We start from the raw sequence: 23350 nt of genomic DNA on the forward strand, positions 1-23350 counted from the left end.
CCGGGCGGCCCGAGCGTACGTGAGAGGCCGCCCCGTCGCGTGTCCGTGTTGCGGATGAAACCTGGGCCGCCGCCGGTGCAGCCCTGGGGTAACCCCGGGCCCCGAACATCCATCCATCGACCTGCACTGCAGGGCCTCCACCGGATGCCACAGCGACAGGCAACGACGACTCGAAAGGACCTGATCATGCGTACCCCTTCCCTGAACACCCGTTTCCTGCGTCTGTCGGCCGTGGCCGCCGCCCTGATCGGTGGCCTGGGGGCCGCACAGGCCGCCGTCACCGTCGCCCAGACCGATGACGTGGTGCTGGCCGAGCGCGTGGCCGGCGTGCTGCAGGCCGCCCCGGCGCTGAACGCCGCCGCCACCGACCTGCGCATCAGCGTGCAGGGCGGCGAGGTCCGCCTCGCCGGCTGGGTCGCCCAGCCGCAGGACGTGGTGCTGGCCCAGCGCATCGCCGCCGCCACGCCGGGCGTCGACCGCGCCGTCGGCCAGCCGCGTGTCTGGTCGACCGAGACCGGCGTGCGGGCCGCCGCCGCACCGGTCGACGCCGAGCTGGCGCCGCGCATCCGTGTCGCCCAGGCCGTGGCCGGCACGCCGGACGGCGCCACCGCCCACCGCGTCGCCCACGCCCTGCGCCACAACCTGGCCGTGGCCAGCGGTGCGACCGACGTGTGGGTCAGCGCCGATCAGGGCGTCGTCCAGCTGAACGGCTGGCTGCCGAACGCCGATGTCGAGGCCGCCGCGATCGAGGCCGCCGCCCAGGTGCCGGGCGTGCAGGCGGTCGATGCCGATGTCCACCTGTGGTCGACCGGCAGCCAGGCCATCGCCCGTCCGCTGACGCCGGTGGCGCCGCCGGCCCCGGCCATCGTCGCCAGCAGCCCGGCCGACCTGGCGCTGGGCGCCGAGGTGCGCGCGGCCCTGGCCCGCACGGCGCCGTTCCAGGAGAACGCGTCCTCGCTGACGGTGGCCGTGCGCCAGGGCCAGGTGCAGCTCGGCGGCTGGGTGGCCTATGCCGATGACGTGCAGCTGGCCGGCCGCACCGCGGCCGCGGTGCCCGGCGTGCAGGCGGTGAGCACCCGTCTGCACAGCTGGTCCAGCGACGCGCGCTGAGCGCGCTGTGGCCACGGGTCCGCGGGCCCGTGGCCCTGCCACGCCGGACAAGCCCCCGCATCGGCCGGGGCTGCCGGCCGGGGCGGCTACAGTGTGCGGGCATGACGGGCCCGACCGGATCGCCGGTCGGGCCCGTCGTCATCCTGGCGCCGCGCCCGTGCGTGCGCGCCGGCCATGCCGCCTGCTCCGTTGCCGCCCGCCGTGTCTGTCCCCGCCGATGCCTCCGCCGACCGTCCTGCCGATGGTCCCTCCCACCCCGCGGTCGATGCCGTGGCTGTCTCCGTGGCTCCGGCGACCGCCGTGGCCACGGGCGGCGTCGGCTCGCCCGCCGGCGATCCGACCTGGCCGCACGTGCTGGTGGTCGACGACGATCCCGGCCTGCGCGCGCTCCTGACCGACTACCTCGGCGCCAACGAGCTGCGCGTGACCGCGGTGGCCGACGGCGCGGCCATGCACGCGGCCTTCGATGCCGAGGCGATCGACCTCGTGCTGCTGGACCGCCGCCTGCCCGGCGAGGACGGCCTGATGCTGGGCCGCGCGCTGCGCGAGCGCGCGCCGCAGGTGCCCATCGTCATGCTGACCGGCAAGGCCGAGGAGGCCGACCGGGTGATGGGCCTGGAGCTGGGCGCCGACGACTACGTCACCAAGCCCTTCAGCAACCGCGAGCTGCTGGCGCGCATCCGCGCGGTGCTGCGGCGCTACCAGGTCACGTCGCAGGCCGCCGCCGCCGCGCGGCCGGGCGCCGCCCCGCTGGACGAGGGCCCGCGCGCCTACCGCTTCTCCGGCTGGGAGCTGAACCTGCGCACGCGGCGTCTGCATGCGGCCGATGGCCGGCGCATCGAGCTGGGCAATCTGGAGTTCGCGCTGCTGTCGGCCTTCTGCAGCGCGCCGCGGCGCGTGCTCAGCCGCGACCAGCTGCTCGGCCTCTCACGCCTGCACCAGGCCGAGGTCTATGACCGCGCGGTCGACGTGCAGGTGCTGCGCCTGCGCCGCAAGATCGAGCCCGATCCCTTCCATCCGACGCTGATCGTCACCGAACGCGGCGCCGGCTACTGCTTCGACATCGGGGTCGAGACGCTGTACTGAGGCCCGGGGCCCGGGCCCGTGCTCAGACCGGGCCCAGCACCCGCAGCGAGTAGTCGACGGCCTTGACGTCCTTGGTCAGCGCGCCGATCGAGATGCGGTCGACGCCGGTGGCGGCGATCTCGCGCAGCACCGCCAGCGTGACGCCGCCCGAGACTTCCAGCAGCGCGCGGCCGGCGTTGACCGCCACCGCCTCGCGCATCATCGCGAAGTCGAAGTTGTCCAGCAGCACGCTGGTGGCGCCGGCCGCCAGCGCCTGGCGCAGCTGCGCGATCGACTCGACCTCGATCTGCACCGGCACGCCGGCCGCCAGCGCCTGGGCGGCGGCCAGCACCTGGGGGATGCCGCCGGCCGCGGCGATGTGGTTTTCCTTGATCAGGATGCCGTGCCACAGCGCCAGGCGCTGGTTCTGGCCGCCGCCCACGCGCACCGCGTACTTCTGCGCCTGGCGCAGGCCGGGGATGGTCTTGCGGGTGTCCAGGATCGCGCAGCCGCGCGGGTTGGGCGAGGCGCCCTCGATGGCCGCCACATGGGCCCGCGTGCGGGTGGCCGTGGCCGACAGCATCTGCAGGAAGTTCAGCGCCGGGCGTTCGGCCGACAGCAGCGCGCGGCCATCGGCCTCGATCTCGCAGATCACCGTGTCGGCGCTCATCTCGGCGCCCTCGGCGACCGACCATTGCAGGCGGGCCGATGGATCGAGCGCGCGCACGCTGCCGTCGAACCAGTCGCGGCCGGCCAGCACGGCGACCTCGCGCACGCGCAGCGCGGCACGCACGCGCTGGCCGGCCGGGGCCAGCTGGGCGGTCCAGTCGCACAGGCCGATGTCCTCGGCCAGCGCCTCGCGGATGTTGCGCTGGCGGGCCTGTTCCAGCGTCTCGTTGTGGCCCGGGTTCTCGAAGGCGAAGGCGGTCATTGGGGGAAGGTCTGCGGCACGCGGCGGGGGCGGGCGGTGGGGCCGGCGGTGGCGGGTGTTGGCGGGCTTTCGGGGCCGATCCGTGGCGCTCAGGCCGCGCCGATGTTCGGCACGAAGCCGGAGGCCGGCGGCGTGGTGGCGGCGGCGTTGGCCGCGCTGGCGGCGGTGAAGTCCAGCATGCGCTCGATGCAGCCGAGTGCCTTCACGCGCACGGTCTCGTCGACCTGGATCTCGCCGCTGCCGGTGCGCAGGCAGTGCAGCACGCCTTCGAGCGCGTTCATCGCCATCCACGGGCAGTGCGCGCAGCTCTTGCAGGTGGCGCTGCGGCCCGAGGTGGGCGCTTCCAGCAGCACGGCCTGCGGCGCCAGCTGGCGCATGCGGTGCATCATGCCGTTGTCGGTGGCGACGATGAAGGTGCCCGTCGGATCGTCGGTGACGGCCTTGAGCAGCGCCGAGGTCGAGCCCACCACGTCGGCCAGCGCGACCACGCCGGCCGGGCTTTCCGGATGCACCAGCACCTTGGCCTGCGGGTGCTGCTCGCGCATCAGCACCAGCTCGGTGGCCTTGAATTCCTCGTGGACGATGCAGCTGCCGTCCCACATCAGCATGTCGGCGCCGGTCTGCTCCTGGATGTAGCCGCCCAGGTGCTTGTCGGGCGCCCACAGGATCTTGCGGCCCTGGTCCTTCAGGTGCTTGACGATGGGCAGCGCGCAGGCGCTGGTCACCATCCAGTCGGCACGGGCCTTCACCGCCGCGCTGGTGTTGGCGTAGACGACGACGGTGCGGTCCGGATGGGCGTCGCAGAAGGCCGAGAACGCGTCGGCCGGGCAGCCGATGTCGAGCGAGCAGGTGGCCTCCAGCTCGGGCATCAGCACCCGCTTGTCCGGCGACAGGATCTTGGCCGTCTCGCCCATGAAGCGCACGCCGGCCACGACCAGGGTCTTGGCGGCATGGCGGCGGCCGAAGCGGGCCATCTCCAGCGAGTCGGCGACGAAGCCGCCGGTGGCCTGGGCCAGGTCCTGCAGCGCGCCGTCGACGTAGTAGTGGGCGACCAGCACCGCGTCGCGGGCCTTCAGTTCGGCGGCGACGAGCTCGGTCAGCTCGACCTGGGACAGGCCTGCGGGCACGGCGGGCGGCTGGCCCGCGGTGGCGGAGTGCAGGGGGATCACGGTGTCAGCAAGGCTCATGACGGCGACCTGGCGGGCGATGGCGTTGGCGGGAGGAAGCGGGGCCCGGCATTGTGCCGGCTCGGCAGGTGAGGGGCCACGGCAGGCGTGCAAGGCCCCCCTGTCCGACGGCCGGGGCGGCGCCGGGCCGCGGGGCTGCCGGGTTGTCAGGCCGTGAGGCCGTGGGGCTGCCGGGCCATCGTGCCCATCCTGCCAACAGGCCTTCAGGTGGCCGGCCCCTCCGCCTCGGGCGTGTCCCGCAGCAGCGCCAGCAGGTCGTCGGCGGCCAGCGCGCCGCCGCCGTCCTGGCCGTCGAGCACGCTCTCGGCCAGGCCCCGCTTGTGCTGGTGCAGCGCGACGATGCGGTCCTCGACCGTGCCCTGGGTGACCAGGCGGTAGACGGTGACCGGCCGCGTCTGGCCGATGCGGTGGGCGCGGCCGCTGGCCTGGTCCTCGGCCGCCGGGTTCCACCAGGGGTCGGCGATGACGACGTAGTCGGCGATCGTCAGGTTCAGGCCGAAGCCGCCGGCCTTCAGGCTGATCAGGAAGAAGTCGCCGCCCTCGCCGCCCTGGAAGGCGGCCACGCGTTCGCTGCGTTGGGCTGCCGGCGTGCTGCCGTCCAGGTACTGGTAGCCCAGGCCGGCCGCCTCCAGCCGCTCGCGCAGCAGGGCGAGGAAGTCGGTGAACTGGCTGAACACCAGCGTCTTGTGGCGGCCGGCCGACAGCTCGCGCGCCAGCTGCTCGAAGGCCTGCACCTTGGCGCCGATCAGCCCGGCCTCGGGCAGCACCAGGCGCGGATCGCAGGCCGCGCGGCGCAGCCGGGTCAGCGCGGCCAGGATGTGCATCTGCGCCTGGCCGGCGCTCGCGCCTGCCGTGGGTGCCGCGGCGCCGCGTGCGCGGCGGCCCGCGGCGGCGGCCGGCGCCGGGCCCCCGTCGATCAGGGCCTGCAGATCGGCCTCGGCCTCGCGCCGCAGGGCCTCGTGCAGGGCGCGCTCACGGGCGCCGGGCACGATGCGCTGGACGATCTCGGTGCGCGGCGGCAGGTCGTCGAGCACCTCGGCCTTGGTGCGGCGCAGCAGGAAGGGGCTGATCAGGCGCCGCAGGCGGCGGCCGGCGGTGGCGTCGCCATCGCGCTCGATCGGTCCGGCGAACCGCTGGTTGAACACCTCCAGCGGGCCCAGCAGGCCCGGGTTGACGCAGGCCATGATCGACCACAGCTCCGACAGCCGGTTCTCGATCGGCGTGCCGCTGAGCGCGATGCGGGCATGGGCCATCAGGCCCTGGGCGGCGCGGGCCCGGGCGGTGACGGCGTTCTTGATCGCCTGCGCCTCGTCGAGCACCACGGTGTGCCAGTGCAGGCCGTGCAGCAGCTCGGCATCGCGCTGCAGCAGGCCGTAGGAGCAGATCAGCAGGTCGCCCGCGCCGAGCGACTGCAGCTGGGCGCGGCGGCCCGCACGGCGTGCCGGCTCCTCGGCGGCGGACGGGGCCGCCGCGGGGCCGGCGTCGGCTTCGGTGTCAGTCTCGGTCTCGGTCTCGGTCTCGACTGCCGTGCTCTCGTCGCCGGCCTCGTCGTGCAGGCCGTACACGGCCACGCGCAGCCCCGGCGCGAAGCGGCGGGCCTCGGCCAGCCAGTTGCCGCACACCGAGGTCGGCGCCACCACCAGGGCCGGGCCTGCGCTGGCGCGCGCCAGCAGCACGCCCAGCGTCTGCAGGGTCTTGCCCAGGCCCATGTCGTCGGCCAGCACGGCGCCGAAGCCGGCCGCGCTCAGCCGCATCAGCCAGCGCCAGCCGGCGCGCTGGTAGTCGCGCAGCTCGGCCTGCAGGCCGTGCGGGGGCTCGGCCTGCTGCCATTGCGCGGCGGCATCCCAGGCGGCCAGGCGCTCGCGCCAGGCGGTGTCACCGGCCAGGCCCGGGGCGCCCGGCTGGGCGGCCCAGGCCAGCGCGGCGGCCGGGGCGATGCGCAGGCTGCCGGCAGCCGCCCCACGGCCGCCGGACTGGGCCAGTGCCTGCAGGTCGGCCAGCTGCTGGCGCAGCTGCTCGGTCAGCGCCAGGAACTGGCCGTCGCCCAGCGGCAGGTAGCGGCTGCGCTGGCCGGCGACCAGCGCCAGCAGCCGCTCCAGCTTCAGCACTTCCGCGCCGTCGAGGGCCAGCTCGCCGTCCAGGCTCAGCCAGTCCTGGGCGGCGCCGTGGCCACGCGGGCGGCCCAGCGTCAGGCGCAGCTGGTCGGCACGGGCGTCGCGCACGGTCATCGGCCGGCCCTGGGGCCAGTCGGCGATCACCTCGGGCGCCAGGCTGGCGAGCGCCTGCACGGTGGCCAGGGCCTGTTCCGGATCGTCCAGCGGCCAGTCGTCGTCGGCGCCGTCGTCCAGCCAGGGGCAGGCCTGCAGCAGGCGGTCGCGGGCGGCGGCCTCGGCGTCCAGCAGACGTTCGGTCGACAGCGTCGCGCCCTGGTGCACCGTGGTCACGCGTGGGCGGCCGCGGCCGGGCGACAGGCGCGGGCCGAAGTCGCCGAAGGGCAGGGCCCGCAGCGTCAGGCGCAGGCCGTCGGCCTGCGGGCTCAGGCTGGCGCGCAGCACGGCGCTGGCCGGCACCTGCTGGCCGGCATCGGCATCGCTGGCCAGCTGGAAATGGCCGGCCAGCACCCGCAGGGCCGCGGTGATCTCGTCGCGTGCGGCGGCCGGCACCTGCCAGCCCTGGCGCACCAGCTCGGCCACGCGCAGCTGGGCGGCGTTGATGCGCAGCAGACGGGCCTGGTCGGGGGCGTCACGCAGCAGGCGCACGGCCCAGGCGTCGGCGGTGAGCGCCGGGGCGGTGCCGCCGTCCGCCGTCACCGCCGACGGGGCGGGTGCGCGGCCGGTGGCGGCCTCGCGCAGGGCGCGGCGTTCGGCGCGCACCTCCAGCAGCGCGTGGGCGAGCCCCAGCTGCTTGTCCGGGGCCAGATCGGGGTACCGGGCGCGGGCGTCGGCCAGCGCGGTGGCCAGGCTGGCGGCGGGGTCGTCGGGGCCGTTGTCGGTGCCGGTGCCGGCCGGGCGTGCCGGCCGCCGGGCCGCCTGTTCGCGGGCCAGGGCGTCGTCCGGATGCACGGCGTCGATCAGCTGGAACTGCAGCTGGCCGTCCCGCGTGAGCACCTCCAGCCGCGGCAGCGCCTCCTGGACCTGGACGAAGGTCTCCGGCGCGTCGTCCCAGACCACATGGGGATGGCCGATCAGCGCCGGTGCGGCCTGCAGCAGGTCCAGCTCCAGCTTGCCGCCCCAGGCCTGCTTGCGCATCGCGCGCAGGACGGCCAGATCGCGCGGCGGCAGGTCCTGCCGGCGGCTGAGGGCCAGCAGGCTGATCGGCTTGGGCCGTCCCCAGCCGCGCGCGCCGGGCTTCTGCTCCTGGGCCTCGATGGCCAGGATGCGCCCGGCGGGCGAGGTCTGCAGCGTCCAGATCAGGCGCGGGGCGGCCTCCGGCGCGCTGCTGGTGCTGGCCGCGCCGGCCCCGCCGCCGAGGGCGATGATGGCCTGCAGCGCCTCGCGCCAGCGTTCGACCGGGGCCGGCAGCGGCAGGGCCGGTGCATCGACCGGGAGCGGTTCGCCCAGCAGCCGGGCGCAGGTGGCCATGGCCAGCCCGGCCAGCCAGTCCAGGCCGATCGCCTGCCAGTTGGCGGCCAGCGCCTGGGCGAGGGCGCGGGTGGCCTCCGGCCGGGCGGGCGTGTGGCCCAGCCAGGCCGCCAGCAGCAGGTGCGACAGCTGCATCAGCGCATGCAGGCGCATCACCGCACCGGCCGGCGGCGGCTCCAGGCTGAAGGCGCTGGCCTCACGCGGCGCATCGCCCAGGCGCTGGTCATAGGCCAGATGCCACAGGCCCCACAGCGTGTGACGGTCCGCCTGGCGCTTGCCGCTGGTGGCCACCAGCCACTTGCGCGTGGCCGTCCACTGGGCGGGCTCCTGCCGCGCGAGCTGGGCCAGCGCGTGCAGCCACAGCAGGGCGTCGGGCAGCAGGTCCTTGCGGCGGCCGAGCTCGGTCGCGCGCTGCTTGAGCGCCGCCTCGAAGGCCGGCGCGCCATCCTCCCACCGGCCCTGCACGATGGCCGCGCCGGCGCGCAGGGCGGTGGCCTCGCCGTCGTCCAGGCCGTCGAGCAGCACCGGCACCACGTCGGCGCTGCCACACAGCAGCGCGTGCAGGGCCAGCGCATGGCGCAGCGGATCGTGCAGGCTGTGCGGCCCGTCGCGCAGCGCGCAGCGCGACAACCAGGCCCACAGCGGCGCGGTGACCGGCGAGGTGTCGCCCATCGGCAGGCCGGTCAGGCGCAGCAGCAGCCGCAGGCGCAGCTCCGGGTCGATGCGCTCGATCAGGGCCGGCTCGAACGGGTGCAGCAGCGCATGGCTCAGCAGCACCGGATCGTCGACCACCGGCCGGCGCAGCACCTGCTCCAGCCGCTCGGCATCCTGCCAGCGGCCGCCGGCCAGCAGCACCACGCGCAGCACGCCGACCAGCGCGGCATCGCTGAGCACCTCCAGATGCCAGGTCTGCTCGAAGCGCAGGTGGGCGCGCCAGGCGTCCCACCAACGCTGGCGCTGCGCCGCATCGTCGAGCACCAGGGCGGTGAAGCGGGCCCAGGCCAGCGCCGGCTGCGGATGCCAGCGGCCCTGGTCGTCGCTGCGCACGAGATCGCGCTGCTCCAGCTGGCGCAGCAGGTCGCGCACCGTCTGCGGGTTGAAGGCCGTGCCGCGCTGCGTGCGCCAGCTGCCGGCCTGGAGCAGCTCGGACAGCTTGGCGACATAGGCGGCATGCTGCAGGAAGCACAGCGCGTCCCAGACCCTGTGCAGGTCGGCGTCGTCCTCGGGCCCCAGGGGCAGGGGGCCGTCGGTGCGCGGTGCGGCGGGGGATGAGGGAGTCCGGCGAGGAAACAGGGCCATGGGCAAACGCTCGAGGGCGGATGCCGACGGGCTCCGCGTGGCCGGCAGTGTACGGACCGTCCTCGCGGCGGCGGTCCGGACGCCGGCTGAGCGTGGCGCGGCGCGGTGTGGGCGATCACCGGCCGGGGTCCGCATCAAGAGCCTTCGTGATGGGCGAAGAGTGGATTGGCGCATCGGGTATGCGTCAGCCTCAGGCTTCGTGCATCATGCCGGCCGGGGCCGCGTCCGCCGGCCGTCGCCGTGGCGGCGAACGGTCCGCCGCGTCACCCGCCCGCCGGAGCGTTCCGGTACCGCACGCCGCCGCCATGCGCTTCGACCTCACCACGCTCAACCTCGTGCTCGCGATCGCGCAGACGCGGTCGATCACGCGTGGCGCCGAGCGCGAGCACCTGGCGCTGGCCGCCGCCAGCAAACGCCTGTCGGATCTGGAGACCCGCCTGGGCGTGGCCCTGTTCGAGCGCCGCGCCCGCGGTGTGGAGCCGACCGAGGCCGGCCGCGCCCTGGTGCGCCATGTGCGTGCGCTGCATGCCGGCCTGCACGCGCTCGAGAGCGAGGTGATGGAGTTCGCCCACGGCATCAAGGGCCATCTGCGCATCGCCGCCAACGCCAGCGCGATCGCCGAATGCCTGCCCGCCGATCTGGCCGATTTCAGCCGTGCCCACCAGGGCATCCGCATCAGCCTGGAAGACCTGACCAGCGCCGAGGTGCAGGCCGCCGTGGCCGACGGCCGCGCCGACGTCGGCGTCTTCGTGCCGCCGCAGCACGACAGCCGTCTGCACGGTCTGCCCTACCGCCAGGGGGAGCTGGCGGTGCTGGTGCCGCTGGGCCATGCGCTGGCGCGGCCGGCCGCCGGCCCGGCCGTGGGCGATGCGGCCCCCGACGCCGACGCCGACGCCGACGACGCCGATACCGACACCCCCAGCAGCCCCCGCCCGTCCGGCGTGCGCTTCGACGCCCTGCTGGACTACGACATCGTCGGCCTGCACCTGGGCGCGGCCGTGCACGAGCAGATGCGCGAGCGCGCGCAGGCCTCGGGCCGCACGCTCAACGTGCGGGTCCAGGTGCGCGGCTTCGACGCCATCGCCCAGCTGGTCGAGGCCGGCCTCGGCGTGGCCGTGCTGCCCAAGGTCGTCGCCCGGCGCTTCGCCCGCGTGTTCGCGGTGCAGCCGCTCGATCTCGACGAGCCCTGGGCCCGCCGCGACTACCTGCTGGCCGTGCGCGCCCAGGACGCGCAGCCGGCCGTCGTCCAACGTTTCCTCGATGCGCTGTGCCCCGGGCACGGCGCGTCGGCGACTTCCCCCGCCGCCACCGCGGCGCGACCCTCCCGCCCCCGTCGAAAGGCCAGCCCATGACCGCCCGCACGCTCTACGACAAGCTCTGGGACGACCACGTCGTCCACACCGAGGACGACGGCACCGCCGTCCTCTACATCGACCGCCATCTGGTGCACGAGGTGACCAGCCCGCAGGCCTTCGAGGGCCTGCGCCTGGCCGGCCGCAAGGTCTGGCGCGTCAGCTCCATCGTCGCCACCGCCGACCACAACACGCCGACCACCGGCTGGGAGCTGGGCCTGGACGGCATCACCGATCCGACCAGCAAGCAGCAGGTCGTCACGCTGGACGCCAACATCAAGGCCTTCGGCGCCGCCGCCTACTTCCCGTTCATGGACCGCCGCCAGGGCATCGTCCACGTGATCGGCCCGGAGAACGGCGCCACGCTGCCGGGCATGACGGTGGTCTGCGGTGACAGCCACACCTCGACCCACGGCGCCTTCGGCGCGCTGGCCCACGGCATCGGCACCTCCGAGGTCGAGCACGTGATGGCCACCCAGACGCTGCTGGCCAAGAAGGCGAAGAACATGCTGGTCAAGGTCGAGGGCCGCGTGGCCCCCGGCGTGACGGCCAAGGACATCGTGCTGGCCATCATCGGCCGCATCGGCACCGCCGGCGGCACCGGCTACACGATCGAGTTCGGCGGCAGCGCCATCCGTGCACTGAGCATGGAAGGCCGCATGACGGTGTGCAACATGGCCATCGAGGCCGGTGCCCGCGCCGGTCTGGTGGCGGTCGACGACACCACGCTGGAGTACGTCAAGGGCCGCCCCTTCGCCCCCGGCACCGACGCGGCCAGCGGCCGCTTCGTCGGCGGTCCGGAGTGGGACCGGGCCGTCGCCCACTGGCGCACGCTGCACTCGGACGAGGGCGCGCACTTCGACCGTCTGGTCGAGCTCGATGCCGCGCAGATCCTGCCGCAGGTCACCTGGGGCACCAGCCCCGAGATGGTGCTGCCGGTCGACGGTCGCGTGCCCGATCCGGACCAGGAGAAGGACGACGTCAAGCGCAGCGCCATCGAACGTGCGCTGACCTACATGGGCCTGCAGCCGAACAAGCTGCTGACCGACATCACCATCGACAAGGTGTTCATCGGCAGCTGCACCAACAGCCGCATCGAGGACATGCGCGAGGCTGCGGCCGTGATCCGCCGCGTCGGCGGCAAGGTGGCGCCGAACGTCAAGCTGGCGCTGGCCGTGCCGGGTTCGGGCCAGGTCAAGGCCCAGGCCGAGGCGGAAGGGCTGCACGAGGTGTTCAAGGCCGCCGGCTTCGAGTGGCGCGAGCCGGGCTGCAGCATGTGTCTGGCGATGAACGCCGACCGGCTGGAGCCGGGTGAGCGCTGCGCCAGCACCAGCAACCGCAATTTCGAGGGGCGTCAGGGCAATGGGGGCCGCACCCACCTGGTGAGCCCGGCGATGGCTGCCGCTGCCGCGCTGGCCGGCCATTTCGTCGATGTCCGCCGCATCGCCTGACGTCACACCCGAGGAGCACACGACATGCAAGCCTTCACCGTGCACCGGGGTCTGGTGGCCCCGATGGACCGCGCCAACGTCGACACCGACGCGATCATCCCCAAGCAGTTCCTCAAGAGCATCCACCGTTCGGGCTTCGGCCCGAACCTGTTCGACGAGTGGCGCTATCTGGACAAGGGCGAGCCGGGCCAGAACCCGGCCGACCGCAAGCCCAATCCGGACTTCGTGCTGAACCAGCCGCGCTACCAGGGCGCGAGCGTGCTGCTGGCGCGCGACAACTTCGGCTGTGGCTCCAGCCGTGAGCACGCGCCGTGGGCGCTGGAGCAGTACGGCTTCCGCTGCATCATCGCGCCGAGCTTCGCCGACATCTTCTTCAACAACTGCTTCAAGAACGGCCTGCTGCCGATCGTGTTGCCGGAGTCGGTGGTGGCGCGGTTGTTCGACGCCGTGCATGCGTTCCCGGGCTTCAGCCTGACGATCGACCTGCCGCGTCAGGTCATCGTGCAGGGCGACGGCACCGAGATCCCGTTCGATGTCCAGGCCTTCCGCAAGTACTGCCTGACCAACGGCTTCGACGACATCGGCCTGACCCTGCGCCATGCCGACAAGATCAAGGCCTACGAGGCCGAGCGTCTGGCGAAGATGCCCTGGCTGGCGCACACGCTGGGCTGATCGCTGGTCGGCGGCTCGGGTGGGCGCGTGATCGCGGCCGTCGGTGTCCTTCGGAGCGTCGGGTGTGTGTGTGATCAGGCGCGGCCCGGTGGGTGGCTTGACGGTGGGTGGGATTGGCGTGGTTTGGCGTGTGTCGGTCTGTGCGACCGCGTCGGGCCGGGGTGGCGTGCTTGACTCCGTGTCCCCCGGGCCTGCGGCCCTCCTCCTTTACCTGCGTCAAGCACGCCACCCCGTCCCGACGCTCGATCACCACCCCGGTGCGCGGCATGATGGCGCCGCAGCCGCAGCCGCAGCCGCAGCCGCTTTTTCGTCCCCTGCGGACATGCCGCAGGGCGAGGGCGCCGGCGGGCCGGATGACGCAGGTCAAGGAGGAGGGCCGAAGGCCCGGGGGACACGGAGTCATCCGGCCCGCCGGTGACCTCGCCTCGCACCACCCGCCGCCTGCCAGCACCCCGCCGCCTGCCAGTACCCCGCCGCCAGCCTGCACCCGCCGCGGACCAGCCGCCCGCCACCCGCCAGTCCCCGCATCAGCCCGCCAGCCAGCCGCACACTCCCAGCCTCTCCCGCATCCGCATCCCAAGGAACCCGCACCATGAAGATCGCCATCCTCCCCGGTGACGGCATCGGCACCGAGATCGTCGCCGAAGCCGTCAAGGTCCTGAACGTCCTCGAACTGCCGTTCGAGATGGAATCCGCCCTCGTCGGCGGCGCCGCCTACGACGCCCACGGCCACCCCCTGCCCGACAGCACCCTCCACCTCGCCAAGGCCGCCGACGCCATCCTCTTCGGCGCCGTCGGCGACTGGAAGTACGACAAGCTGGAGCGCCAGTTCCGCCCCGAACAGGCCATCCTCGGCCTGCGCAAGCACCTCGGCCTCTTCGCCAACTTCCGCCCCGCCATCTGCTACCCGCAGCTGACCCACGCCTCCTCGCTCAAGCCCGAACTCGTCGCCGGACTCGACCTGCTCATCATCCGCGAGCTCACCGGCGACATCTACTTCGGCCAGCCCCGCGGCCGCCGCATCGCCACCGACGGCCACTTCCCCGGCGCCGAAGAAGCCTTCGACACGATGCGCTACTCGCGCCCCGAGATCGAACGCATCGCCCACCTCGCCTTCCAGGCCGCCCGCAAGCGCGGCAAGAAGGTCACCTCCGTCGACAAGGCCAACGTCCTCGAGACCTTCCAGTTCTGGAAGGACGTCGTCACCGAAGTCCACAAGGACTACCCGGACGTCGAACTGCAGCACATGTACGTCGACAACGCCGCCATGCAGCTGGTCAAGGCGCCCAAGGCACTCGACGTCGTCGTCACCGGCAACATGTTCGGCGACATCCTGTCCGACGAGGCCGCCATGCTCACCGGCTCCATCGGCATGCTGCCCTCGGCCTCGCTCGACAAGAACAACAAGGGCCTGTACGAGCCCAGCCACGGCAGCGCCCCCGACATCGCCGGCAAGGGCGTGGCCAATCCGCTGGCTACAATCCTGTCCGCTGCCATGATGCTCCGCTACACCCTCGACCAGGCCGAAGCCGCCGACCGCATTGAAGCGGCGGTGCAGGCCGTGCTGTCCGCCGGTCTGCGCACCGGCGACATCTGGTCCGAGGGCACGACCCGCGTCGGCACGGCCGCCATGGGCGATGCCGTCGTCGCGGCGATTACCGGCAAAACCATTACCCAGAGCTGATCGCTCTCGGTTCGTCTCGCCCGTACACCCCGACTCCGGACCCGGCGAACGAGCCGGGAAACCTGGGTCCGGAGCAGCACATCACAAAGGTGATCTGACATGGCACTCGCCAAGAACCCCCTGGTCGGCCTGGTAGGCTGGCGTGGCATGGTCGGCTCGGTCCTGATGGACCGCATGCAGGCCGAGGGCGATTTCGCCCACTTCGAACCCCTGTTCTTCTCGACCAGCAACGCCGGCGGCACCGCCCCGGCCATGGCCAAGAACGAGACCACGCTGCGCGACGCCTACGACATCGAGGCCCTCAAGCGCTGCGCCGTCATCCTGACCGCCCAGGGTGGCGACTACACCAACGAGGTCTATCCCAAGCTGCGTGCCGCCGGCTGGACCGGCCACTGGATCGACGCGGCCTCGTCGCTGCGCATGAAGGACGATGCCGTCATCGTCCTCGACCCGGTCAACATGCCCGTCATCAAGGACGCGCTGTCCAAGGGCGGCCGTGACTGGATCGGCGGCAACTGCACCGTCAGCTGCATGCTGATGGGCGTGGGCGCGCTCTACAAGGCCGGCCTGGTCGAGTGGATGTCGACCCAGACCTACCAGGCGGCCTCGGGCGGCGGCGCGCAGCACATGCGCGAGCTGCTGACCCAGTACGGCACGCTCAACGCCGAGGTGCGCGCGCTGCTGGACGATCCGAAGAGCGCCATCCTCGAGATCGACCGCCAGGTCATCGCCAAGCAGCGTTCGCTGACCGCGGCCGAGACCGCCAACTTCGGCGTGCCGCTGGGCGGCTCGCTGATCCCCTGGATCGACAAGGACCTGGGCAACGGCCAATCCAAGGAAGAGTGGAAAGGCATGTCCGAGACCAACAAGATCCTGGGTCTGGGCGAGGGCTTCGGCTCGGCGCCGATCCCGGTCGACGGTTTCTGCGTGCGCGTCGGCGCGATGCGCTGCCACTCGCAGGCCCTGACCTTCAAGCTCAAGAAGGACGTGCCGGTGGCCGACATCGAGGCCATGATCGCCGCTGACAACGCGTGGGTGAAGCTCGTGCCGAACACCCGCGAGGCCACCATCCGTGACCTGACCCCGGTCGCCACCACCGGCACGCTGACGATTCCGGTCGGCCGCGTGCGCAAGCTGGCGATGGGCCCCGAGTACGTCGGCGCCTTCACCATCGGTGACCAGCTGCTGTGGGGCGCGGCCGAGCCGCTGCGCCGCATGCTGCGCATCCTGATCGAGGGTTGATGCGTCGGGGGCCGCGGCCTGTGGCTGCGGTCCTTCCCGGACAGGGGTGGGCGGGCCGCGCCCGGTTCCTCCCCAGTCCTGACATGCGACGGACGCGTCCGGCTGCGTTGCGACGTGGCAACATAGCGGGTTGTGCGAATCGCACGGGTCCGTGATCCGTGCGGAGGTCAGGCGGTATGCGGGATCGTCCGTGTATCTGCCTGTGCTATCGTGGATTTTGCTTGCCTGTAGGCCTGCCCGCTGTTGTGGACGGCCATGGACGGATGCCGTGTCGCGGACCGTGCCCCTGCCTTGTCCGGTGGGGCCACGGCCCGCCACCCCCGGATTTCCGGTGGTGCGCGTCACCCTGTCCGTGGACCGAGCGCAGGGCGGGCGTGGAGTCGAATTGAACACCAGCCCCAATTTCCTCGCGCGCACTGCCCTGGCCATGGCGGCCCTGGCGGCGCTGTCCGGCTTGCCGCAGACGGCCAGCGCCGTCGGCCTGGGCCGACTCAACGTGCAGTCGGCGCTCGGCGAGGGCATGCGGGCCGACATCGACCTGTCCAACCTCACGGCCGAGGAAGCGTCGAGTCTGCAGGTGCGCATCGCCTCACCCGAGGCCTACCGTGCGGCCGGGGTCGACTACAACCCGGTGCTCGCGTCGTCGCGCGCGATCATCGTGCGACGCACCGACGGCCGGGCCCAGGTGCGGCTGATCAGCGATCGCGCGGTGCAGGAGCCCTTCGTCGAGGTGATCCTCGAGCTGGGCTGGGCCAATGGCCGCCTGGTGCGCGAGTTCACGCTGCTGTTCGATCCTCCGGGCCAACGTCTGCCGGCGCCGGTCGCTGCTCCGGTCGCTCCGGTGATGGGCGCCGCGCCGCCCGCCCCGGCTCCGGCACCGATGCCGGCGGTGATTCCCAACACCGCGTCGGCGTCGTCCGCCGGCAACGGTGGCACGGGTCGCGGTACGGTGGTCAACACCCGTGCGCCGCGGGCCGAGGCGCCGGTCGCGGCGGCACCGGTCCCCGCGCCCGCCACCGAGCGCAAGGTCACCCGTGCCGCGCCCGAGCGTCCCGCCCGCGCGCCGGCCGCCCCGGCACCGGCCCCCGCCGCTCCGATGCGCGAGCCGGCCGATCGTCTGCCGGTGCGGCCGGGTGACTCCTTGTCGCGTCTGGCGGCCCGCAACGCGCCGCAGGGCGTGTCGCTCGACCAGATGCTGGTCGGCCTGTACCGGGCCAACCCCGACGCCTTCCTGGGGCAGAACATCAACCGTCTGCGCGCCGGGGCGGTGCTGAAGGTTCCCACGAGCGAATCGATGCGTCAGGTGTCCTCCGGTGAGGCGCGTCAGATCATCGCCCAGAGCGCGGACTTCGGTGCCTATCGCCAGAAGCTCGCCCGTGAGGTGCCGACGGCGCCGGCGGCCGAAGGCGCACGCCAGTCGGCCGGCAAGGTCACCGCCGCGGTCGATGACCGCAAGGCCGCGGGCCAGACCTCGCCGGACAAGCTCAAGCTGAGTCCGGCGGCGCCGGCGGGCAAGGGCGCCGCCGACACCGCACCGCGCAAGGACGAGGCCCGTGTGGCCGAGCTCACGCGCAACCTCGAGGAACTCAAGCAGCTGCAGCAGACCACCGCAGCGGCCAAGGCGCCGGCCGGCACGCCCGTGCCCCCGCCCGCGCCGGTGGTGCCTGCACCCGCACCCGCACCCGCGCCGGCGCCTGTGGTGCCGCCTGCGCCGGTGATGCCGCCGGTGGCGGCTGCCAGCGTGCCGGCAGCCGTCGCACCCGTGGTGGTGGCGTCGGCCGCGCTGCCACCGGCGCCTGCGCCGGTGGTCCCGCCGATGCCAGCCAGCGCGCCGGTCATGGCGCCGGCCCCGCTGCCCTCCGTCGACGGCGGCGGCTGGCTCGACAGCCTGGGGGGCAACCCCTTCCTGCTGCCGGGGCTCGGCGTCGCTGCGCTGGGTCTGGCCGGTTTCGCCGCCTGGCGCATGCGGGGACGTTTCAACAAGACCGCCTCGGAGACCAGCTTCCTCGAGAGCCGGATGCAGCCGGACTCGTTCTTCGGTGCCAGCGGCGGCCAGCGCGTCGACACCGCCGACGCCCAGGCCAGCAACAGCTCGATGGGCTACTCGCTGAGCCAGCTCGATGCCATCGGCGATGTCGATCCGGTGGCCGAGGCCGATGTCTACCTGGCCTACGGCCGGGATCTGCAGGCCGAGGAGATCCTCAAGGAGGCGCTGCGCACCACGCCGGACCGTCTGTCGGTGCGCACCAAGCTGCTCGAGGTCTACGCCAAGCGCCGCGACACCAAGGGTTTCGAGATGCTGGCCCGCCAGCTCTACGCGATGACCCGCGGCCAGGGGCCGGACTGGGCCCGCACGCAGGAGCTCGGACTGGGCATCGATCCTGAGAATCCGCTCTACCAGCCGGGCGGCCGTCCGTCGGACGTGCTGGTCGAGGGTGACCGGGTGATCGAGCCCTTGAACGCGCCGACCCAGCCGGCCTCCAACCTGTCCCAGACCACCCAGCAGCTGTACGGGCCGGGCATTTCCGGCGCCTCGGCGTTCGCGCCGAGCGAGGTCGATCTGGATCTGGATCTGCCGACGGATGCGCCGACCGCGCCGACGCCGCTCGCGGCCAGCACGGTGACGCTGGGTGCGGCAGACGATCCGAACGGCCTGGACTTCGATCTCGAGCCTGAGCTGACGGCCGGCGGCCACGCGCCGGCCGATTTCGGTCCGAGCGGCATCCCGACGGATTTCCAGCCGCACAGCCTGAGCATGGGCCTGGACGACAGCCGTCTGCCGACGCCGTCGCGTCCCGGCGGCGACAGCACGCTGGACTTCCCCGACTTCGACCCGACCGACCTCGGTGCGGCCACCGACATCCCGACGACCACCGCCGGCATGCTCGACGGCCCGAACGACCCGATGGCGCGCAAGCTGGAGCTGGCCGAGGAATTCCGCCAGATCGGTGACCTGGAAGGTGCGCGCGATCTGCTGGAGGAAGTCGCCAGCCGTGGCACCGGCGAGCTCAAGGCCCGCGCGGTGCAGATGCTGGGTCAGCTGGGTTGACCGCGGCGCGCCCGGCCGGCGCGGCCGTCCCGCGCATCGGCGGGCGCGTGGCCCTCGGTGTCGCCTACCGGGGCACCGCTTACCTCGGCTGGCAGAGCCAGCCCGGCGGTCGCACGGTACAGGACGCGCTGGAGCAGGCGCTGGCCGCCTTCATCGGCCAGCCGGTGTCCACGCTGTGCGCCGGCCGCACCGATGCCGGCGTCCATGCCTACAACCAGGTCGTGCACCTGGACAGCCCGGTCGAGCGCGAGCCCTTCTCCTGGGTGCGCGGTACCAACCGTTTCCTGCCGCCCGACATCGCCGTGCAGTGGGCCGCCGCGGTGCCGCCCGACTTCCACGCCCGCAACCATGCCCGGGGTCGTCGGTACCGCTACCTGCTGCTGGAGTCGCCGGTGCGCCCGGCGCTGGAGGCCGGGCGGGTCGGCTGGGTGTTCCGGCCGCTCGACGCGCAGGCCATGCGCGCGGCCGCGGCCCATCTGATCGGCGAGCACGACTTCAGCAGCTTCCGCTCGTCGGAATGCCAGGCGCGCAGTCCGGTCAAGCAGATGCGCGCCATCGAGATCAGCCGCCACGGCGCCTACTGGCGCTTCGGCTTCGACGGTTCGGCCTTCCTGCACCACATGGTGCGCAACCTCATGGGCTGCCTGATCGCGGTCGGCAGTGGTCGGCAGTCGCCCGACTGGATGGCACAGGTGCTGGCCGCCCGCGACCGTGACGCGGCCGCGCCGACCTTCGCCCCCGACGGCCTCTACTTCTGCGGCCCGTACTACGACGCGCATCTGGGCCTGCCGCAGCAGGTGCCGGCGATGGACGCGCCGGTCTGATCCGCGGTCGCATGACCGACAATCCGGATCGATGAACGCCCGCACCCGCATCAAGATCTGTGGCCTGACCCGCGAGGCCGATGTCGACGCCGCCGTCGCGGCCGGCGCCGACGCGATCGGTTTCGTGCTCTACGCGAAGAGTCCGCGCGCGGTCAGCGCGCAGCGCGCGGCCGAGCTCGCCCGGCGTCTGCCGCCCTTCGTGATGCCGGTGCTGCTGTTCGTCAACGCCACGCCGGCACTGATCCAGCAGGGCGTGGCGGCCGTGCCGCAGGCGCTGCTGCAGTTCCACGGCGACGAGTCGCCGCAGGACTGCCAGGCCCCGGGCCGGCCCTGGATCCGCGCCGCCCGCATGGACGACGGGTTCGACTTGCTACACTTCGCCTCCCGCCAGTCGGGTGCATCGGCCATCCTGCTCGATGCCCACGTGGACGGCTACGGCGGTGGTGGAAAGGCTTTCGATTGGTCGCTCATCCCCGTCGACGTGCCCCTTCCGGTCGTTTTGTCTGGTGGGTTGCATGCTGCAAACGTGATCGATGGCATCACGCGCGTCCGGCCCTGGGCCGTTGACGTCAGCTCCGGTGTCGAGGAAGCGGGCCACAAGGGCCTGAAGGACGCCGGACGCATGCGTGAGTTCTGTGCGGCGGTGCGCGAGGCCGATGCCCGCATCGCCGCCGCTGGCTGACACCTCGTCAGCCGCCATCCGATGCCACGCGGCCCGCTTGCGGGCCGTCCATCCGCACGAGATCCGATCATGTTCCAGTACGACCAGCCCGATGCGAACGGGCACTTCGGCCCCGTCGGCGGCCAGACCTATGGCGGCAGCTTCGTCGCCGAGACGCTGACCCATGCGCTCGACGAGCTCAAGGCCGCCTACGAGCACTACCGCCACGATGCCGAGTTCCAGGCCGAGTTCCGGCGTGAGCTCAAGCACTTCGTCGGCCGTCCGAGCCCCGTCTACCACGCGGCCCGGCTGAGCCGCGAGATCGGCGGCGCCCAGATCCACCTCAAGCGCGAGGATCTGAACCACACCGGCGCGCACAAGATCAACAACACCATCGGTCAGGCCCTGCTCGCCCGGCGCATGGGCAAGCCGCGCGTGATCGCCGAGACCGGAGCGGGTCAGCACGGCGTGGCCACGGCCACCATCTGCGCCCGCTACGGCCTGGAGTGCGTGGTCTACATGGGCTCGGAGGACGTCAAGCGGCAGAGCCCGAACGTCTACCGCATGCACCTGCTGGGTGCCACGGTGGTGCCGGTCGAGTCCGGCAGCAAGACGCTGAAGGATGCGCTCAACGAGGCGCTGCGCGACTGGGTCACGAACGTCGAGAACACCTTCTACATCATCGGCACCGTGGCCGGCCCGCACCCGTATCCGGCGATGGTGCGCGACTTCCAGCGCGTGATCGGTGACGAGTGCCTGGTGCAGATGCCCGAGCTGATCGCCGACATCGGCGGCCCCGCCGGCCGGCAGCCGGACGCGGTGATCGCCGCCGTCGGCGGTGGCAGCAACGCGATGGGCATCTTCTATCCCTACATCCCGCACGAGGGCACGCGGCTGATCGGTGTCGAAGCCGCCGGCCATGGCCTGGCCAGCGGCAAGCATGCGGCGTCCCTGAGTGCCGGCAGCCCCGGTGTGCTGCACGGCAACCGCACCTATCTGCTGCAGAGCGACGACGGCCAGATCATCGAGACCCACTCGATCTCGGCCGGCCTGGACTACCCCGGTGTCGGCCCCGAGCACGCCTACCTGAAGGACATCGGCCGTGCCGAGTACGTCGGCATCACCGACGACGAGGCGCTGGCGGCCTTCCATCGGCTGTGCCTGACCGAGGGCATCATCCCGGCGCTGGAATCCAGCCATGCCGTGGCCCATGCGATGAAGCTGGCCGCCACGATGCGCCCCGACCAGCACCTGCTGGTCAACCTCAGCGGCCGTGGCGACAAGGACATCGGCACCGTGGCCGACCTGTCGGGCATCCGGCTGCACCAGCAGCCCTCGGCCGCCGGGCAGTCGATCAAGCGCGGCGTGTCGGCCGCGGAGGAGCAGCAATGAGCCGCATCGCCGGTGTACTGGCCGCATTGAAGGCCCAGGGGCGCAAGGCGCTGATTCCCTACATCTGTGCCGGTGATCCGTCGCTCGAGAACACGCCGGCGGTGATGCAGGCGCTGGCCGACGGCGGCGCCGACATCATCGAGCTGGGGGTGCCCTTCAGCGATCCGATGGCCGACGGCCCGGTGATCCAGCAGGCCGCCGAGCGGGCGCTGGCACGGGGCGTCGGCACCGTCCAGGTGCTGGACTGCGTGCGCGACTTCCGCCGTGACAACACGACCACCCCGGTCGTGCTGATGGGCTACGCCAACCCCGTCGAGCGCTACGACCAGAAGCACGGCGCCGGTGCCTTCATCCGCGATGCGGCTGAAGCCGGCGTCGACGGCCTGCTGATCGTCGACTACCCGCCCGAGGAGTGCGAGACCTTCGCCGCCGACCTCAAGGCGGCCGGTCTGGATCTGATCTTCCTGCTGGCGCCCACCAGCACCGAGCAGCGCATGGCCCAGGTCGGCCGTGTGGCCAGCGGCTACGTCTACTACGTCTCGCTCAAGGGCGTGACCGGGGCCGGCCATCTGGACACCGGGGCCGTGGCCGAGGCCGTGCCGCGCATCCGCCGCCATGTGCCGGTGCCCGTCGGTGTAGGCTTCGGTATCCGCGACGCGGCCACCGCCCAGGCGGTGGGCCGGGTGTCCGATGCGGTCGTCATCGGCTCGCGTCTGGTGCAGCTGCTCAATGCCGCCGAGCCCGCGGCCCAGGCCGGCGTCGCACGGGCGTTCATGGCCGAGATCCGGCAGGCGCTCGACGCCGTGTGAGTCCCCAGGCCCGGGGTGTCGGCGTGATCCGTCGGCACCCCGGGCCGTATCCGTTTGAACCTGAAGGAGAGCCCCCGATGAGCTGGCTGGAAAAACTGCTGCCGCCGAAGATCCAGCAGACCGATCCGACCGAGCGCCGCTCGGTGCCGGAAGGCCTGTGGGTCAAGTGCCCGGCCTGCGAGACGGTGCTCTACAACACCGACCTGGCCGAGAACGTCAACGTCTGCCCGAAGTGCGGTCACCACCACCGCATCGGCGCGCGCGCCCGCCTCGACGCCTTCCTCGACGCCGAAGGCCGCTACGAGATCGGCCAGGAGGTGGTGCCGGTCGATCCGCTGAAGTTCAAGGACAGCCGCAAGTACCCCGAACGCCTGAAGGACGCGCTGGAGACCACCGGCGAGACCGACGCGCTGATCGTCATCGGCGGCTCGGTGATGAGCGTGCCGCTGGTCGCCGCCTGCTTCGAGTTCGACTTCATGGGCGGCTCGATGGGCTCCGTGGTGGGTGAGCGCTTCGTGCGCGGCGTGCACACCGCGCTCGAGCAGAAGGTGCCTTTCGTGTGCTTCACCGCCACCGGTGGTGCGCGCATGCAGGAAGGTCTGCTGTCGCTGATGCAGATGGCCAAGACCAATGCCGCGCTGACCCGCCTGGCCAAGGCGAAGCTGCCCTACATCAGCGTGCTGACCGATCCGACCATGGGCGGCGTGTCCGCCGGCTTCGCCTTCGTCGGTGACGTGGTGATCGCCGAGCCCAAGGCCCTGGTGGGCTTCGCCGGCCCGCGCGTGATCGAGAACACCGTGCGCGAGAAGCTGCCCGAGGGCTTCCAGCGCGCCGAGTTCCTGGTGCAGAAGGGCGCCGTCGACCAGATCGTCGACCGTCGCGAGCTGCGCCCGACCGTCGCCCGCCTGCTGGCCATGCTGCAGCGCCAGAGCGCCGATTCGGTGGCCTGAGCCACGGACCGGCGTCCGGCCGGCGCGGCCGTCCCGTTCGCGGGCCGTGCCACCGGCTCAGCCCTTCCTCCTGGCCGGGCCCTGCGGGGCC

Annotated in this window: 16 protein-coding genes; 13 read left to right on the top strand and 3 right to left on the bottom strand. The window is 72.7% G+C overall.

All coding sequences use genetic code 11. The annotated features are described in order from the left end of the window. Positions 1-186 precede the first annotated feature (186 nt). Both AACH11_RS17755 and AACH11_RS17760 read left to right on the top strand, forming a co-directional pair. Positions 187-1110 (top strand): BON domain-containing protein, encoded by a 924-nt coding sequence (locus AACH11_RS17755; protein ID WP_341375593.1) that lies wholly within the window; start codon positions 187-189, stop codon positions 1108-1110. Between the two features lie 300 nt (positions 1111-1410). After that, positions 1411-2196, top strand: a complete 786-nt coding sequence (locus AACH11_RS17760) for a response regulator (protein ID WP_341375719.1) — start codon at positions 1411-1413, stop codon at positions 2194-2196. Between the two features lie 22 nt (positions 2197-2218). Here AACH11_RS17760 and nadC read toward each other — a convergent pair whose 3' ends face one another. From nadC to AACH11_RS17775, 3 genes are all read right to left on the bottom strand, one after another. Further along, positions 2219-3106, bottom strand: coding sequence for a carboxylating nicotinate-nucleotide diphosphorylase (gene nadC, locus AACH11_RS17765; protein ID WP_341375594.1), 888 nt, complete (start codon positions 3104-3106; stop codon positions 2219-2221). A gap of 89 nt (positions 3107-3195) precedes the next feature. Continuing rightward, positions 3196-4293, bottom strand: coding sequence for a quinolinate synthase NadA (gene nadA / locus AACH11_RS17770; protein WP_341375595.1), 1098 nt, complete (start codon positions 4291-4293; stop codon positions 3196-3198). A 203-nt stretch (positions 4294-4496) separates the two neighbouring features. Next, a complete protein-coding gene (locus AACH11_RS17775; protein ID WP_341375596.1) occupies positions 4497-9173 on the bottom strand; it encodes an SNF2-related protein in 4677 nt (1558 codons plus the stop codon). 305 nt (positions 9174-9478) lie between these two features. Here AACH11_RS17775 and AACH11_RS17780 point away from each other — a divergent pair, with 305 nt between their 5' ends. From AACH11_RS17780 to accD, 11 genes are all read left to right on the top strand, one after another. Next, on the top strand, positions 9479-10525 hold the full coding sequence (locus AACH11_RS17780) for a LysR substrate-binding domain-containing protein (protein WP_341375597.1): 1047 nt from the start codon (positions 9479-9481) through the stop codon (positions 10523-10525). Next, entirely contained in the window at positions 10522-11976 is a 1455-nt protein-coding gene (leuC, locus tag AACH11_RS17785; protein WP_341375598.1) for a 3-isopropylmalate dehydratase large subunit, read from the top strand. Before AACH11_RS17780 ends, leuC begins: the two co-directional genes overlap by 4 nt. Positions 11977-12000: 24 nt before the next feature. Then, entirely contained in the window at positions 12001-12648 is a 648-nt protein-coding gene (gene leuD, locus AACH11_RS17790) for a 3-isopropylmalate dehydratase small subunit (RefSeq protein ID WP_341375599.1), read from the top strand. A 592-nt stretch (positions 12649-13240) separates the two neighbouring features. After that, entirely contained in the window at positions 13241-14332 is a 1092-nt protein-coding gene (leuB, locus tag AACH11_RS17795; RefSeq protein WP_341375600.1) for a 3-isopropylmalate dehydrogenase, read from the top strand. Between the two features lie 99 nt (positions 14333-14431). Beyond that, positions 14432-15574: an aspartate-semialdehyde dehydrogenase gene (asd, locus tag AACH11_RS17800; protein ID WP_341375601.1), complete on the top strand. Its 1143-nt coding sequence runs from the start codon at positions 14432-14434 to the stop codon at positions 15572-15574. A 385-nt stretch (positions 15575-15959) separates the two neighbouring features. Then, the gene (locus AACH11_RS17805; RefSeq protein WP_341375602.1) at positions 15960-18623 is read left to right on the top strand and encodes a motility hub landmark protein FimV; all 2664 of its coding nucleotides are present in this window, start codon (positions 15960-15962) and stop codon (positions 18621-18623) included. Positions 18624-18670: 47 nt separating this feature from the next. Next, entirely contained in the window at positions 18671-19447 is a 777-nt protein-coding gene (gene truA / locus AACH11_RS17810; RefSeq protein ID WP_341375603.1) for a tRNA pseudouridine(38-40) synthase TruA, read from the top strand. Next, entirely contained in the window at positions 19401-20129 is a 729-nt protein-coding gene (locus AACH11_RS17815) for a phosphoribosylanthranilate isomerase (RefSeq protein WP_423228774.1), read from the top strand. Before truA ends, AACH11_RS17815 begins: the two co-directional genes overlap by 47 nt. 69 nt (positions 20130-20198) lie before the next feature. Then, a complete protein-coding gene (gene trpB / locus AACH11_RS17820) occupies positions 20199-21500 on the top strand; it encodes a tryptophan synthase subunit beta (RefSeq protein WP_341375605.1) in 1302 nt (433 codons plus the stop codon). Further along, positions 21497-22309 (top strand): tryptophan synthase subunit alpha, encoded by an 813-nt coding sequence (trpA, locus tag AACH11_RS17825; RefSeq protein WP_341375606.1) that lies wholly within the window; start codon positions 21497-21499, stop codon positions 22307-22309. Before trpB ends, trpA begins: the two co-directional genes overlap by 4 nt. Before the next feature lie 77 nt (positions 22310-22386). Beyond that, positions 22387-23259, top strand: coding sequence for an acetyl-CoA carboxylase, carboxyltransferase subunit beta (gene accD / locus AACH11_RS17830; protein ID WP_341375607.1), 873 nt, complete (start codon positions 22387-22389; stop codon positions 23257-23259). Positions 23260-23350: the final 91 nt, after the last annotated feature.

Origin of the sequence: Pseudaquabacterium rugosum (assembly GCF_038066575.1) — a bacterium.
Taxonomy (GTDB): domain Bacteria; phylum Pseudomonadota; class Gammaproteobacteria; order Burkholderiales; family Burkholderiaceae_C; genus Pseudaquabacterium; species Pseudaquabacterium rugosum.

Coding starts and splice junctions, on each gene's coding strand:
- leuB (WP_341375600.1), top strand. CDS start 13,241: ATGAAGATCGCCATCCTCCCCGGTGACGGCATCGGCACCGAGATCGTC.
- accD (WP_341375607.1), top strand. CDS start 22,387: ATGAGCTGGCTGGAAAAACTGCTGCCGCCGAAGATCCAGCAGACCGAT.
- nadC (WP_341375594.1), bottom strand. CDS start 3,106: ATGACCGCCTTCGCCTTCGAGAACCCGGGCCACAACGAGACGCTGGAA.
- leuD (WP_341375599.1), top strand. CDS start 12,001: ATGCAAGCCTTCACCGTGCACCGGGGTCTGGTGGCCCCGATGGACCGC.
- nadA (WP_341375595.1), bottom strand. CDS start 4,293: ATGAGCCTTGCTGACACCGTGATCCCCCTGCACTCCGCCACCGCGGGC.
- AACH11_RS17780 (WP_341375597.1), top strand. CDS start 9,479: ATGCGCTTCGACCTCACCACGCTCAACCTCGTGCTCGCGATCGCGCAG.
- asd (WP_341375601.1), top strand. CDS start 14,432: ATGGCACTCGCCAAGAACCCCCTGGTCGGCCTGGTAGGCTGGCGTGGC.
- AACH11_RS17755 (WP_341375593.1), top strand. CDS start 187: ATGCGTACCCCTTCCCTGAACACCCGTTTCCTGCGTCTGTCGGCCGTG.
- leuC (WP_341375598.1), top strand. CDS start 10,522: ATGACCGCCCGCACGCTCTACGACAAGCTCTGGGACGACCACGTCGTC.
- trpB (WP_341375605.1), top strand. CDS start 20,199: ATGTTCCAGTACGACCAGCCCGATGCGAACGGGCACTTCGGCCCCGTC.
- AACH11_RS17775 (WP_341375596.1), bottom strand. CDS start 9,173: ATGGCCCTGTTTCCTCGCCGGACTCCCTCATCCCCCGCCGCACCGCGC.
- trpA (WP_341375606.1), top strand. CDS start 21,497: ATGAGCCGCATCGCCGGTGTACTGGCCGCATTGAAGGCCCAGGGGCGC.